Raw genomic sequence first — 13,137 nt, 5'->3', positions numbered from 1 at the left:
CACCAGGCCCGGCGACGTGTGGGTCTGCGGCGCGGACCGCAGCGCTTCGATAAGCAGCACTTCCAGCAGTCGTGAGAGCACGACCTCACGAGCAGGCCGCTGCTCGCGTGTTTCCTCTCGCACCAGTTGCACGAGCGTGGCCAACCGCTGTTCGCCTCGGACATGCACGAGCTGCGGCAGCAGCGAGAGCAGCAGGGACGCATCTGGTGAGCCGAAGCTGCAGTGGCCGGCCACCATGCGCATGTCGATGGGGGTATCGGGGTCACCGATCCTGAATTCGCCGTTGCCCAGCGTGTCGACTGTAGCAAGTACGACTCTGGCGATCTATCGTATGGACACGTACCCCTATAGGAATCCCATGAACACCGTACTGATTACCGGTTGCTCCTCCGGATTTGGTCTCGAAATCGCCCGGTACTTCGTGGCGCGCGACTGGCAGGTCATCGCCACGATGCGCACGCCGCGTGCCGACGTGCTGCCGCCTTCCGGGCGTCTGCGCGTGCTGGCGCTCGACGTCACGAATCCGGACAGTATCCGCGAGACTGTCGAGGCAGCCGGCCCGATCGACGTCCTCGTCAACAACGCGGGCTTCGGTGCGGCGTCCCCGTCCGAGTTGGTCCCGATCGCAACGGTACGCGATATTTTCGAAACCAATACCTTTGGCACGATCGCATTGACGCAAGCGGTGTTGCCCCAGTTTCGCCAGCGCAGAGCCGGCGTGATTGTGAACGTCACGTCGAGTGTGACGCTGAAGGCCCTGCCTCTGATTGCCGCGTACCGTGCGAGCAAGGCGGCGGTGAACGCATTCACGGAGTCGATGGCGCTGGAACTCGAACAGTTTGGCGTGCGTGCGCGCCTGGTGCTGCCGGGACGTTCACCCGACACCTGCTTCGGAGACAACGCGCGCGCCCATATGCACGGCCTCGACCACGAGGCCTATGCCGATCTCGTCAAGGAGGTCTTTGCGCGGCTGGGGGATACGTCTGCCCCGATCACCCGGACCCAGGATGTCGCCGAAGCGGTGTGGCGCGCGGCGACCGATCCTTCAGCGCCGATGCGCATCCCGGCCGGAGCCGACGCCGAAGCCTGGGCAGCCGAGGCTCACTCGCGCGCATGTGGGTAATTCGCGCAAAGGGAGCGGGTTGTCGAGCGGCTCGCCATCGACGTGTAACTGTGCTCATCACACATTGGCCTGGTACTTGTCGATGTGGTCGACCAGCATGCGCGCCGGAAGCGGCAGCGTGTCGAAATTGCGTGCGATGATCGACAGTGGCCGTAGCGACCACGGTTCGTCAAGTTCAACGACGCGAAACGGCGCCGAATCCGCATACGGTGTCACGCTTCCCATGGGGAGCACCCCAATGCCGAGGCCCGCGCTGACCATGTTGCGGACGCCCTCGAAGCTTGTCACCTCTATCCGCACGCGAAGCCGCCTGCCGGCACGCTCAGCCGCGGCGCGACACAATTTCGAAATCGACGTACCGTACGGCATGCTGACGAAGTCGTCCTCCAGGGCTTCCGAGAACGTCATGCTGGTGTGCCCGGCAAGCCGATGTTCCGACGGCACGATCACGATCAGCTTATCGATGCTGTATGGACGCCACTGCAGATCGCCGAGGGAGTCCTCGGTGGCCGAGCAGATGCCGAGATCGGCGACGCCGCTTGCGATCGCCTGCACCACTTCATCGCTCGATTTCTCGACCATATCGATCCGAACTTTCGGATTTGCGCGCAGAAAGGAGCGCAGCACACCGGGCAGATACTGAACCATGGCGGTAAAGTTCACATAAATGCGGGTATGGCCCCTCAATCCTGCCGAATATTCAGACAATTCGTCCGAAATTTGCTGCAAGTGCTCACTAAGCCGTTTCGCGTGATGATAGAGCGCCTCGCCCGCTGGCGTAGCCTGAACCCCTCGGCTGTGCCGATATAACAGTGGCGTGCCAGCGTCGTCTTCGAGGTCTGATACGCGCTTGCTGACGGCCGATGCCACGATATGCGTGCGGGCTGCCGCCGCAGCAATGCTGCCCTCCTCAATAACAGCCACGAAAATCCGCAGAGACTCCATGTCGAGTCGCAACGGCCGATCTGCTGAGACACGCATCTTCACTCCTTCGTGTGGGATATCCAGCCAGGTAGGACCCATCGCATTTCACGATGCCTCTATTGAACATTGAGAAGTTCTCAATGCGCGCGGCAACCGGCATCCTGTGTGCCATGGAGTCCAATCCTCGCAGGACCATCGGTCAGGGCGCGAGGCCGGGCAACGTCCAACGCGATTCTATGTCGGGCAGGCGGCGTTGTCCTGTTCCTTGGCGGGATGTGCGACGCCGGCGCCGGAATGTATGAAAACGCTCTTAAAGATATGAAGGAGACAAAAGATGGAACATAAGCAGCTTACTTTGAGCCCGCGATCTCACTGGTACGAGGGCCTCACCGGGATGCACTGGCGCGTGCTGAAGGCGAGCTTTCTCGGCTGGATTTTCGATGGCTACGAGGCACTGGCACTCGTCGTGGTTCTTGGTCCGATGATGCATTCCGTGCTGTCGCCGGAGCAAGCCGCATCCCCTACGACGTACGCCGGTCTGGTCATCGGCATCACCTTGCTTGGCTGGGGGGCGGGGGGACTGGTCGGCGGGATTCTCGCGGACTATATCGGACGCAAGCGGATGATGCTCTGGTCCGTATTCCTGTACGCGATATTTTCCGGTTTGACCGCGTTTTCTCAAACCTTTTGGGTGTTGTGCGGGCTGCGTTTCCTGACTGGCCTCGCCATGGGCAGCGAATGGAGCACGGGCGTCGCGCTGCTATCGGAAACCTGGCCAGAGCGGGCTCGTGCGAAAGGGGCGGGTTTTCTGCAATCGGGCTTTGGCTGGGGCACGATGATCGCGGCGCTCGTGTGGTACGCGCTTTCATCAACCCATCCTCTGGGTGCCGAAACCTGGCGGCTGATGTTCGTGCTTGGCGCAGTCCCCGCGTTCTTCGTGCTGTACATCCGACGCGGGGTCAACGAGTCGGAGAAATGGCAAACCGCGGTGCGCGAGAAACGCTGGAGCGCGACGAGCGCCCAGCCGGGTGCAGGCAACGCATCCGCGTCCGACAAGCGCCCCTTCACGCTCACCCAGCTGTTCAGTGAACCCGTAGCGCTGCGCCGCACGTTGCTTCTCCTCGTGCTGTCAATCGTCACCACCGTCGGCTGGTGGGCCATTTCCAGCTGGCTGCCCACCTATACCGTCGCGCTCGCTAAAGCCGAAGGAATCCCGGATGCCTTGTCGTGGGGCTCGAAGATATCGATCGTGTACACAGTTGGCGCAATTGCGGCGTACATGATCGCCGGCTTCGTGGTTGATCTGATCGGCCGGCGCGCGTTCCTGTCGCTCACTTTTGTCGGTGCGCTGGTGACGACGTTCATCACGTACAAGCTGACTACGAGCGTCGAAGCGATGATGGTTGTGGCGCCGATCAACGGCTTCTTCACCTTGGGTTGTGCCTATGTCTGGATGGCTATCTACCCATGCGAACTCTTTTCCAGCAGCGTGCGTTCCACTGCGATCAGCTTCGTGTTCAACGCGGCGCGTCTGATCGCGTGGGTCTTCCCGATCATCGCGGGAAGCATGATCAAATCGTTCGGTGGTGTGTCGCAGGCCGCGTTGGCACTCGGCTCTGTATATCTGCTGGGTATCGTTCTGCCGTGGTTCTTGCCTGAAACACGCGGCGCAGGAATGCCGGACTAGTTCATTCATTTATTTTGGATGGCTAATTATTTTTTTGGAGAGAAAAATGCCTCAAAATTTCCGTATTGGTCAGATTGTTCCGAGTTCAAATACGACCATGGAAACTGAAATTCCCGCCATGTTGCGCGCCCGTGAAGCGATCCGTCCCGAACGGTTCACTTTTCATTCGAGCCGGATGAGAATGCATAAGGTCACGAAGGAAGAACTGGTCGCGATGAACAAGGAAGGCCTGCGCTGCGCGGCGGAACTCGCGGACGCTCGTGTCGACGTGATGAGCACGGCATGCCTGGTCGCGATCATGGCGATGGGGCCTGGATATCATCGGGAAACCGAACGCGAACTGTTGGAGGTCGCTCGTGCCAATCATTGCCTTGCGCCCGTCATGACCTCGGCGGGAGCTTTGGTGGAAGGTCTGAAGATCCTGGGCGCCCGCCGGATTTCGCTGATGGCGCCGTACATGCGGCCCTTGACTGACCTCGTCGTTGCGTACATCGAAAACGAAGGAATTGAGGTAATCGATTCCCTCTGCTTCGAGATTCCCGACAACCTCGAAGTCGGTCTGCGCGACCCGATGCGATTGATCGAAGACGTTCGAGGCCTGAATACCGAAGGCGCGGACGTGGTGGTGGCATCCGCGTGCGTCCAGATGCCTTCGTTGCCGGCAATCCAGCGCATCGAAGACATGCTGGGTATTCGCACCGTCTCGACTGCGGTATGCACCGTCCGGCGCATGCTGGATTATCTCAAGCTTGAGCCGATCGTCCCCGGCGCCGGAGCGTTGCTTTCCGGCGCGTGACAGGTAACGCAATCAGCGCTCACGGAGTTACGCGTTGGACATATCGATGGACAAGGGGGCGGGAATTCCCATACTAAGTCGCTTCTAATTCTCCAAGTCGATGATATCGCTGTGACCGAAAGACCGGGCGGATTCAGGGAGCAGGACTCCCCCCGACCCGGTTACGGCCCCCGCCGTATCAAGACAACTGGAGTAGAGACGCAGTATGAACACCATCATAAATTCCACCGCTGTAGTTCCGGCCCGCGCGAGCCGGTATGGATGGTTCGTCTGCCTGATGGCAGCCTTGGCTGGTCTCCTCTTCGGACTGGATATCGGCGTAATCTCCGGCGCGCTGCCCTTCATCGCGAAGCAGTTCACGCTTAACGACCACGTGCAGGAATGGATCGTCAGTTCAATGATGGTCGGCGCGGCACTCGGCGCGGTTGGCGCGGGCTGGTTGTCGTGGCGCATGGGCCGCCGCTATTCGCTTGGCTTGGCCGCGATCATGTTCATCGCCGGCTCGCTCTGGTCGGGATTCGCGCCCAATCCGGCGCACCTGATCGCCGCGCGACTGCTGCTGGGGCTCGCGGTTGGCGTGGCGTCCTTTACCGCGCCGCTGTATCTGTCGGAAATCGCCCCGCGGCATGTGCGAGGCGCGATGATCTCCGCCTATCAATTGATGATCACCGTGGGCATTCTGGCTGCATTTCTTTCCAATATCGGACTCAGCTATGTCGCCGACTGGCGCTGGATGCTCGGCGTCATCGCGATCCCGGCCGTGCTCTTCCTGCTGGGTGTCCTTGCGCTGCCGGATAGCCCGCGCTGGCTGCTGCAACGCAATCGGACGCGCGAAGCGAAAGCGGTACTGCAGCGTCTGTACAACAACCCTGACGACGTCGACACGGAAATCCGCGAGGTGAAGGCGCAGAATGCGCAGCCGAAGCAAGGATGGGGACTGCTGCGCACGAACTCGAATTTTCGCCGCTCAGTGATGCTTGGCGCGATTCTGCAGATATTCCAACAGGTCACGGGTATCAACGTGGTGATGTACTACGCGCCGCGAATCTTTGGTCTTGCGGGTTTCTCGACGCACGAACACCAACTGTGGGCAACGGTCATCGTTGGACTCGTCAACGTCATTGCCACCTTCGGCGCAATTGCGTTGGTGGATCGCTGGGGGCGTAAGCCGATCCTTTACGTTGGGTGTGCCGTCATGGCGTTTGGCATGGCTGCGCTGGCCTTCCTGCTTCACGTCGGCATTGCGGACCTGGCATCGAGAATGTGGGCAGTCGGGTCATTGCTGCTGTTCATTGCCGGCTTCGCTATGTCCGCAGGTCCGCTTGTGTGGATTCTCTGCTCCGAGATCCAGCCGCAGCAAGGGCGCGACTTCGGCATTGCTGTGTCGACCTTCGTGAACTGGGCAGCCAACATGGTTGTCGCGGCAACCTTCCTTAGCCTGCTCTCGTGGATTGGCGAGTCGAATACCTACCTGCTTTACGCGATCTTGAACGTCGCGTTCGGCGTGGTGGTGTTTCTTTACGTCCCCGAGACTCGCGGTGTGTCGCTCGAACGCATTGGACAGAACCTGATGGGCGGCAAGCGCCTGCGAGACTTGGGGAAGGCTGACTGACGACAGGAAGGTCGCGCTGGCTCGATTCAGATTTGCAAGGTGCCCGCCGGGCAGGCCGGCGGGTTGGGCGCACCGTTCAGTTATTCATCCAGCGTTTCAGGCTCGATCTGGATGTTCTGCTCGCCAGCGGCTTTCTTTTCCCAGTATCGTTTGACCCAGTTTTCGAAGGTCTTGCCAGCGGCCGTATCCTTGCCGGTGAAGCCGATTGCGCCGATCTGCGCGTACGGCACCACTTCTTTGGCCTGCTTGCCAGTCGGAATGATCCGCACGAAGCAGTCCGCGAAAGCCGCGCCGTATTGGCGGTCGTAAAGGTAGCCCGCAATCGTCGAGCCATCCTTGCGCGTGATTGTGACGTCGCCGCGATAGTCGAAAGCCTTTTCCATCGCTTCCCGCACTTGTGCTTCAGTGGTCAGCTCCGGCGTCCAGCCCTGGAGAAACTCGTGCTCCGTGCCAGCGGCCGTCTCCATCTGATCCGGAGCAACTGCGGCGGCCGGTTGCGAGGCTGCCTGGACCACTTCGCTCTTCGCGGCATTGGTGCGCTGAGCCTTCGGGACGAAAACCATCGGCACTTCGTGCGTTGTCTTCTTCCATCCAGCGAGTATCTCGGTCGCCTCGCGGTCCTCATAGCGATCGAACAGCATCGCCTTGACCGTCTGGAACAGACCCTTGAACGAGCCAAACGTGTAATTTACGCCGCTGGCCTCGTAACCCGAGTGCACCATGCAGTTCGCGCATTTCGGATTGCCGCTTTCCGTGCCGTACTCCGACCACTTCACGCTTTCCATCAGCTCGTCGAAGCTGTCCGCATAGCCATCCTGAAGCAGATAGCACGGCTTTTGCCAACCGAAGATGCTGTATGTGGGCATGCCCCACGGCGTGCACGTGAGGTCCTTCTTGCCCATCAGGAATTCCATGAAGATCGGCGACGCGTTGAAGCGCCAGCTCTTCTTCCGGTTCGAGAGGATCGAGCGAAACAGCTTCTTCGAACGTGCGCGGCCCAGAAAGTGTTTCTGGTCCGGCGCCTTGTCGTACGTGTAGCCGGGCGACACCATCATACTTTCGACGCCCGCTTCCATCATTTCGTCGAAGTGCAGACGGACGCTGTTCGGATCTGCGCCGTCAAACAGTGTTGTGTTGGTGGTGACGCGGAAACCTGCCGCGACCGCCGCCCGCACGCCTTCCATCGCGATGTCGTAGCCGCCTTCACGGCACACCGCAAAATCGTGATGTTCGCGCTGACCGTCGACGTGAACCGAGAACGACAGGTACTTGCTCGGCTTGAAGAGATGCAGGTTCTTCGCAAGCAGCAACGCGTTCGTGCACATATACACATACTTCTTGCGCGCAACGAGGCCGGCGACGATCTCGGGCATCCGTGGATGCAAGAGCGGCTCTCCGCCGGGGATCGCTACCATCGGCGTTCCGCATTCCTCGACTGCCGCAAAGCATTCCTCGGGCGTGAGTTCCGTCTTCAGAACGTGGGCCGGGTACTGGATTTTCCCGCAGCCCGCGCACGCCAGATTGCAGCGCATGAGCGGCTCGAGCATGAGCACGAGCGGATATCGGCTTCGCCGTAGCAGCTTTTGCTTAAGGACGTAGCTGGCGACCGTCCAGGCCTGCGAAATTGGCACTCCCATGCTGCAAATACTCCTCAATAATCATTTACTCTGCGGCGACCCGCAACGATGCTCTAGAAGGTGCTGAGCGCTCGATTGGGGCGCGATCACATGCCAAAGCGTGTCGGCCGCGTCAGCGCCCGACTTTGGGCGCAATGATCGCACAAACCGCGCAATCAGGTCGGTATCCACGTATTGGGTCGCCTTGCACTTTTGTAAGGAACCCAAACGGGCGGGTACGGCATCGACGGTGAATGGCCGCTTAAAGCGCTTTAGACGGCAATGAGCGACGCTTGTGGGTCGGGGCTTGCCGGAGTAAAACTTCGGCCTCGGTCAAGCCCGTACTCAGTGGAAATGAACCCAAGGGGTCGCCTGCAACGGCGGCGTCAAAAAATCGACTGCCCCGTATAAGTCGTCAACCACTCCAGCGCCAGCACCCCCGCCAGCGAATTTCCATTGCTGTCCAGTCCCGGCGACCACACGCACACCGCCATCTCACCGGGCAGCACCGCAACAATACCCCCGCCCACGCCGCTCTTGGCCGGCAGCCCCACGCGATAAACAAAGTCTCCCGCCGCGTCATACGTCCCGCAGGTCAACATCAAAGCGGACAGGCGCTTGGCCGAACTGCTGTCGAGAATCCGCTCGCCGGTCGACGGTACCACGCCGTGATTGCTCAGAAATAGCGCCGCTTTTGCCAGTTCCACGCAGCTCATTGAGATCGCGCACTGGCGGCAATACGCGTCGACTACCGCATGGACCGGCATTTCCATATTGCCGAAGCTCGCGATGAAATGCGCCATGGCCTGGTTGCGATCCGCGTTCTGCAACTCCGATTGCGCGACGCGCAAATCGTAGTCGATCGTAGACTCGCCGGTCAGTCGCCGCATGAATTCGACCAGCGCAGTCTCGGCCTGCACGAAGCGGCGACACAGGACATCCGTGACGACCAATGCACCGGCGTTGATAAAAGGGTTACGTGGCTTGCCCCGTTCAGCCTCCAGTTGCACCAGCGAATTGAACGGCGTGCCTGAAGGCTCACGTCCCACCCGCTTCCAGAGGTCGTCGCCGAGCAACCGGAAGGCCATCGTGCAGGCGAACAGCTTCGAGATGCTTTGAATCGAAAACCGCGTATCCGCCTGGCCGATGCGGAACACCTCGCCGCTGGTTGTGACGATGGCCATGCCGAAGCTGTTTGCGGGCACGCTCGCCAGCTCGGGAATGTAGTCGGCGACGCGGCCGTTCCCGAGATAGGGCTGCAGGTCCTGATGGATCTGTTCGAGGATGCTGGGATAGTTCATAGGCATGAGCGAGCGTGGATCGCGGGATTTTACTGGCAAGCCGCTGCGGATGGCGGCGTCAGGTGGTCCCACAGCGTGCCAGAGCGGGGCGGGCAGGTCCGCGTCAATTTCGTGCCATCCATGCTAACCTTGCAGGGTTTTGACGCCAAACAGGGTAAAACAGACAGGATGATGGAAACCTTCGAGCCGAATCCGGCGGAGAACGCCGTAATCGTATCGGCGCAACGCCACGAGGTGATGGACGATCCTTGGCAGACCAGCCGGCGCGCCCGCCTGATTCATGTCAGCGAAGGGGTGCTGGTGGTGAATGCCGAAGCGGGACACTGGGTTGTGCCGCCGCATCGTGCGATCTGGGTGTTGCCGGGTGTGCTGCACAAAGTGCGCTCGTCGGCAGCGATCCACCTGCATAGTCTGCAACTCGAATCGGACGCGGCGTCGGTCCCCGCACAGTTCGGCGTCGTCGAGGTCGACCGGCTCACTGAAGAATTGATAATCGCGGTGGCCGGGATTGACGTGTCATACGCGCCCGAAGGGCGTGAGGCGCGGCTCGTCCAGGTGCTGCTCGACCGTTTGCCGGATTTACCTGCAGCGCCCTTGGGGCTCAGGCTGCCGGGCGATCCACGTATTGCCCGGATTTCAGACATGCTGATTGCGGACCCCGCAGAGCAGGCCATTCTCGACGAACTCGCTGAGACCGCTGGTGTGACGGCGCGTACCGCGGCGCGTCTGTTCGTCAAGGAGACGGGGCAGACATTCGGCCAATGGCGACAGCAACTCAGGTTGTTGACCGCGCTCGAACGCCTCGCTGCGGGTCTTAGCGTCACGCAAGTGGCGCAGGCGGTGGGCTATAACGACGTGTCGTCGTTTATCGCGGTCTTTAAAGATGTACTGGGCGAAACGCCGGCACGGTACTTTCGCTAGCACCGGCGTTTCGAAGGGTTCAGTACACCGCGGAACACGCTGGATCAACCACGCCATCTCAACCACGCTATATCAATGCTCAGGATCAGTGCGCAGGATCAACCCGCCTAGTCAGTGCGCGCCAGCCGCATCCGGGCCGCCACCGCCTTTTGCGGGCCGTGTGATCCAGATCAGCGGAATGATCAGAATGAAGATGATCGCCGAGATAAAGAAAATATCGTTCAGACCCATCATCGCGGCTTGCGTATTCACGGTGAAATCGAACATGGCATGCGCCGATTGCGTGTCCAGATGCAGCAGCGACTGAGTCGAATCCATCTGCTGGTTAAACAGCGGATTGTTGATGCTGGCCTGCTCTGTGAGCCGCGCATGATGCAGCACGGTGCGGTTATTCCACTCGTTGCCGGCAATCGAAGTGCCCACCGCGCCGCAAAATACCCGCGCAAAATTCGATAGGCCCGCGGCCGCCGGAATCTTTTGCGGCGCCTGACCTGAAAGGATAATCGCGGTCAGCGGCACAAAGAACAATGCCATCGGGATGCCTTGCAGCAGCGTAGGCAGCACGAGATGCCACGTGTCGATTTCGATCACGTATCGGGAGCGCATGTAAAACACGATCGCAAAGCCGATAAACGCGAGTGTCGCGATCACGCGCGCATCCGAGCGCGGCAGCACGCGTCCCATCACCGGCGCGAGAATCACCGCGAAGATGCCAAGCGGCGCGGTGACGAGGCCAGCATCCACCGAGCGGTAGTTCAGGTATTCCTGCATCCATTGCGGCAGCAACACCAGATTGCCGAAGAACACCCCGTAAGCGACTGAAATCGCAATCGTGCCGCCAAGGAAATTGCGCTGCGTAAAGAGCCGCAGGTCGACAATCGGATTCGCTTCGGTCAGCTCCCAGACGAGGAAGAACGCGAAGCTGATCACCGCCGTGACGCCGAGTATCACGATCACCGGCGAGGAGAACCAGTCGAGGTCCTTGCCCTTGTCGAGCATCACCTGCAGCGAGGCCACCCACGTGATCAGCAGGCCGAGCCCGACGACGTCGATAGGCGGCTTGCGGGTCGGCGTTTCGCGGGTGCGATAGATCATCCATGTGACGCCTGCCGCGAAAATACCCACCGGGATATTGATGTAGAAGATCCACGACCAGCTGTAACTGTCCGTGATCCAGCCGCCGAGTGCGGGGCCGGCAATCGGGCCGACGGTGGCGGTCATCGCCCATAACGCGAGTGCGGTGGACGATTTCTCCTTCGGATACGAACCGAGCAAAATGGCTTGTGACAGCGGAATCAGCGGACCGGCCACCGCGCCCTGCAGAATCCGCGCGAGCAGCAAAATGGGCAGCGTAGGCGCGATGCCACACAGCCATGACGACACCACGAACATCAGGATCGCGCCAACGAACAGCTTCACCTGGCCGATGCGCTGCGTGAGCCAACCCGTCAACGGGATCGACACGGCATTGGCCGCCGCGAACACCGTGATCACCCATGTGCCTTCGTCCACCGAGACGCCGAGATTGCCCGAAATGGTTGGAATCGCAACATTGGCAATCGATGTGTCGAGCACGTTCATGAAGGTGGCGAGCGCCACAGCGATCGTCGCGAGGACGAGCTGGCCACCCTTGAGCGGGGGCGGCGATGGCGGCGCCGCGGGCGCGGATTTGGGTTGGCTCAAGCGATTCTCCGAAGCAGAGTGATGAGTGAAGATGATGCCGCGCGGCGTTAGCCAAAGGGGAGACAAAAGCATACCCGGATTCTCGGGGCGGCGTTACCGGCGGCGCCAAGGGCTGGCCGCGACCGTGCGGTCACAAGCGGCAAAAAAACAACCACAAGGGTATGCTCGCGGCGGTGATACGAATACAGAACCGCAAAGGGGTATCGACATGGCATGGCAACAATTCGAACATGGCTGGCGGCTCGCGCCGGTGAACACAGCTGCGCCCGCTCGGGCGCTGGTGGTGCTGCTCCACGGCGTGGGCAGTAACGCGAAGGACCTATTGCCGCTCGGCGACAGTTGGTGCACGTCGTTGCCGGATGTCGCGTTCGTCTCGCTCGATGGCAGCGAGCCTTTTGAGGGCGGTTTCGGCGGCCGCCAATGGTTCAGCCTGCGCGATATCAACGAGACCAACCGCGCGGTCCGTGTCGCGAACGCGTATCCGGCGCTACGCCGGATGCTCGACCACGAACTGGCCTACTGGCAACTTTCTTTCGACAAGCTTGCATTGGTGGGTTTTTCGCAGGGTTCGATCATGTCGCTGCATCACGTCGCGGCGCGCGATGAGGGCCTTGCGGGCGTCGTCGCGTATTCGGGGCGGCTTGCGTCCGCTATATCGGCCCATGCGCATACGCCGGTCACACTGGTGCATGGCATCGAAGATACGGTGATCCCGGTTCTTGAACTCGAACGCGCCGCCAACGCGTTGAGTGACGCTGGTTTTCCGGTCGCAGCGTTTGCGCTCCCCGACATTGGACACACGATTTCAGGCGAGGGGTTGCTGCTCGGACGCAATGCGCTGGTGCGCGTACTAGGGACATAGGCGCACCGAAACAATCAGAAATATGAAGTTAAAAAGAAAGTCGGCCTAAAGAATTTGATCTGCTTGCCGTTAATGGTTCATTAGCGTGAAAATCACGCGCGCCGCAAGACTGCCACGCCGCGTCCATCGGGACGTCAAGCCTGGCGTCGGGTGGCCGGGGGAATCATCGCACCGCCCGACACGGGCTATAACGACACACGCAGAGCCTATATATGGCCACACCGAAGCCGCATCACCCACTTTTCAGGGGACTGTTCCGCCACACCGTGGCGGTCGACCTTGGCACGGCCAATACGCTTATCTACACCGATGATGGTGGCATCGTGCTGAACCAGCCGTCCGTCGTGTGTTTTCAGAAGCACGATGCGATGGGCCCGAAGCGGGTCGCGGCGGTCGGCAAGGAGGCCAAGCAGTTGCTTGGCCGCGCACCGAATAACCTCGAGACGGTGCGGCCCATGCGGCATGGCGTGATCGCCAACTTTGCCGCAGCGGAGCACATGATCCGCCAGTTCGTTGATATGGCGCGGGCGCGGCCGTTGTTCGGCCGTCGCTCGGCCTTCACGATCTGCGTGCCGGCCGGCGCCACTCAGGTCGAGCGCCGCGCCATCAGGG

At 60.7% G+C, this 13,137-nt stretch carries 11 protein-coding genes and 1 pseudogene; 7 read left to right on the top strand and 5 right to left on the bottom strand.

Annotated elements, in window-relative coordinates:
* A pseudogene (locus tag WCA85_RS30085) lies at positions 1-291 on the bottom strand (cupin domain-containing protein); the annotation flags it as partial.
* A gap of 67 nt (positions 292-358) precedes the next feature.
* On the opposite strand from WCA85_RS30085, the gene WCA85_RS30080 reads away from it, so the two are divergent.
* Complete coding sequence (locus WCA85_RS30080; RefSeq protein WP_424068518.1) at positions 359-1,123, top strand: SDR family oxidoreductase; 765 nt, start codon at positions 359-361, stop codon at positions 1,121-1,123.
* 57 nt (positions 1,124-1,180) lie between these two features.
* On the opposite strand, the gene WCA85_RS30075 is transcribed toward WCA85_RS30080, so the two are convergent.
* Positions 1,181-2,104, bottom strand: coding sequence for a LysR family transcriptional regulator (locus WCA85_RS30075; RefSeq protein WP_424068517.1), 924 nt, complete (start codon positions 2,102-2,104; stop codon positions 1,181-1,183).
* A 277-nt stretch (positions 2,105-2,381) separates the two neighbouring features.
* Here WCA85_RS30075 and WCA85_RS30070 point away from each other — a divergent pair, with 277 nt between their 5' ends.
* From WCA85_RS30070 to WCA85_RS30060, 3 genes are all read left to right on the top strand, one after another.
* Positions 2,382-3,734, top strand: coding sequence for an MFS transporter (locus tag WCA85_RS30070; protein ID WP_424068516.1), 1,353 nt, complete (start codon positions 2,382-2,384; stop codon positions 3,732-3,734).
* A 46-nt stretch (positions 3,735-3,780) separates the two neighbouring features.
* Positions 3,781-4,530, top strand: a complete 750-nt coding sequence (locus tag WCA85_RS30065) for a maleate cis-trans isomerase family protein (RefSeq protein ID WP_424068515.1) — start codon at positions 3,781-3,783, stop codon at positions 4,528-4,530.
* Between the two features lie 205 nt (positions 4,531-4,735).
* The gene (locus WCA85_RS30060; protein ID WP_424068514.1) at positions 4,736-6,142 is read left to right on the top strand and encodes a sugar porter family MFS transporter; all 1,407 of its coding nucleotides are present in this window, start codon (positions 4,736-4,738) and stop codon (positions 6,140-6,142) included.
* Positions 6,143-6,222: 80 nt separating this feature from the next.
* Here WCA85_RS30060 and hpnH read toward each other — a convergent pair whose 3' ends face one another.
* Both hpnH and WCA85_RS30050 read right to left on the bottom strand, forming a co-directional pair.
* Positions 6,223-7,779 carry an adenosyl-hopene transferase HpnH gene (gene hpnH, locus WCA85_RS30055; RefSeq protein ID WP_424068513.1) on the bottom strand — a complete coding sequence of 519 codons (1,557 nt, stop codon included), beginning with the start codon at positions 7,777-7,779 and terminating at the stop codon, positions 6,223-6,225.
* A 365-nt stretch (positions 7,780-8,144) separates the two neighbouring features.
* Positions 8,145-9,059, bottom strand: a complete 915-nt coding sequence (locus WCA85_RS30050; RefSeq protein WP_424068512.1) for a glutaminase — start codon at positions 9,057-9,059, stop codon at positions 8,145-8,147.
* Positions 9,060-9,179: 120 nt separating this feature from the next.
* Here WCA85_RS30050 and WCA85_RS30045 point away from each other — a divergent pair, with 120 nt between their 5' ends.
* Entirely contained in the window at positions 9,180-9,980 is an 801-nt protein-coding gene (locus tag WCA85_RS30045) for an AraC family transcriptional regulator (RefSeq protein WP_424068511.1), read from the top strand.
* A 111-nt stretch (positions 9,981-10,091) separates the two neighbouring features.
* Here the strand turns inward: WCA85_RS30045 and WCA85_RS30040 are convergent, their stop codons facing one another.
* Positions 10,092-11,663 (bottom strand): DHA2 family efflux MFS transporter permease subunit, encoded by a 1,572-nt coding sequence (locus tag WCA85_RS30040; RefSeq protein WP_424068510.1) that lies wholly within the window; start codon positions 11,661-11,663, stop codon positions 10,092-10,094.
* Between the two features lie 208 nt (positions 11,664-11,871).
* Here WCA85_RS30040 and WCA85_RS30035 point away from each other — a divergent pair, with 208 nt between their 5' ends.
* Positions 11,872-12,525, top strand: a complete 654-nt coding sequence (locus WCA85_RS30035; RefSeq protein WP_424068509.1) for an alpha/beta hydrolase — start codon at positions 11,872-11,874, stop codon at positions 12,523-12,525.
* A 212-nt stretch (positions 12,526-12,737) separates the two neighbouring features.
* Positions 12,738-13,137: rod shape-determining protein (locus WCA85_RS30030; RefSeq protein ID WP_424068508.1), on the top strand; the 400-nt coding region annotated here is incomplete at its 3' end.

Source organism: Paraburkholderia sp., assembly GCF_049581445.1.
In the GTDB taxonomy this organism is placed as follows: domain Bacteria; phylum Pseudomonadota; class Gammaproteobacteria; order Burkholderiales; family Burkholderiaceae; genus Paraburkholderia.
The sequence above is the reverse complement of the archived record's forward strand: the minus strand, read 5'-3'. Positions and strand labels throughout refer to the sequence as shown.

Excerpts from the sequence above, each read along its gene's own strand:
- WCA85_RS30080 (WP_424068518.1), top strand. The coding sequence starts at position 359 with ATGAACACCGTACTGATTACCGGTTGCTCCTCCGGATTTGGTCTCGAA.
- WCA85_RS30075 (WP_424068517.1), bottom strand. The coding sequence starts at position 2,104 with ATGCGTGTCTCAGCAGATCGGCCGTTGCGACTCGACATGGAGTCTCTG.
- WCA85_RS30070 (WP_424068516.1), top strand. The coding sequence starts at position 2,382 with ATGGAACATAAGCAGCTTACTTTGAGCCCGCGATCTCACTGGTACGAG.
- WCA85_RS30065 (WP_424068515.1), top strand. The coding sequence starts at position 3,781 with ATGCCTCAAAATTTCCGTATTGGTCAGATTGTTCCGAGTTCAAATACG.
- WCA85_RS30060 (WP_424068514.1), top strand. The coding sequence starts at position 4,736 with ATGAACACCATCATAAATTCCACCGCTGTAGTTCCGGCCCGCGCGAGC.
- hpnH (WP_424068513.1), bottom strand. The coding sequence starts at position 7,779 with ATGGGAGTGCCAATTTCGCAGGCCTGGACGGTCGCCAGCTACGTCCTT.
- WCA85_RS30050 (WP_424068512.1), bottom strand. The coding sequence starts at position 9,059 with ATGAACTATCCCAGCATCCTCGAACAGATCCATCAGGACCTGCAGCCC.
- WCA85_RS30045 (WP_424068511.1), top strand. The coding sequence starts at position 9,180 with ATGCTAACCTTGCAGGGTTTTGACGCCAAACAGGGTAAAACAGACAGG.
- WCA85_RS30035 (WP_424068509.1), top strand. The coding sequence starts at position 11,872 with ATGGCATGGCAACAATTCGAACATGGCTGGCGGCTCGCGCCGGTGAAC.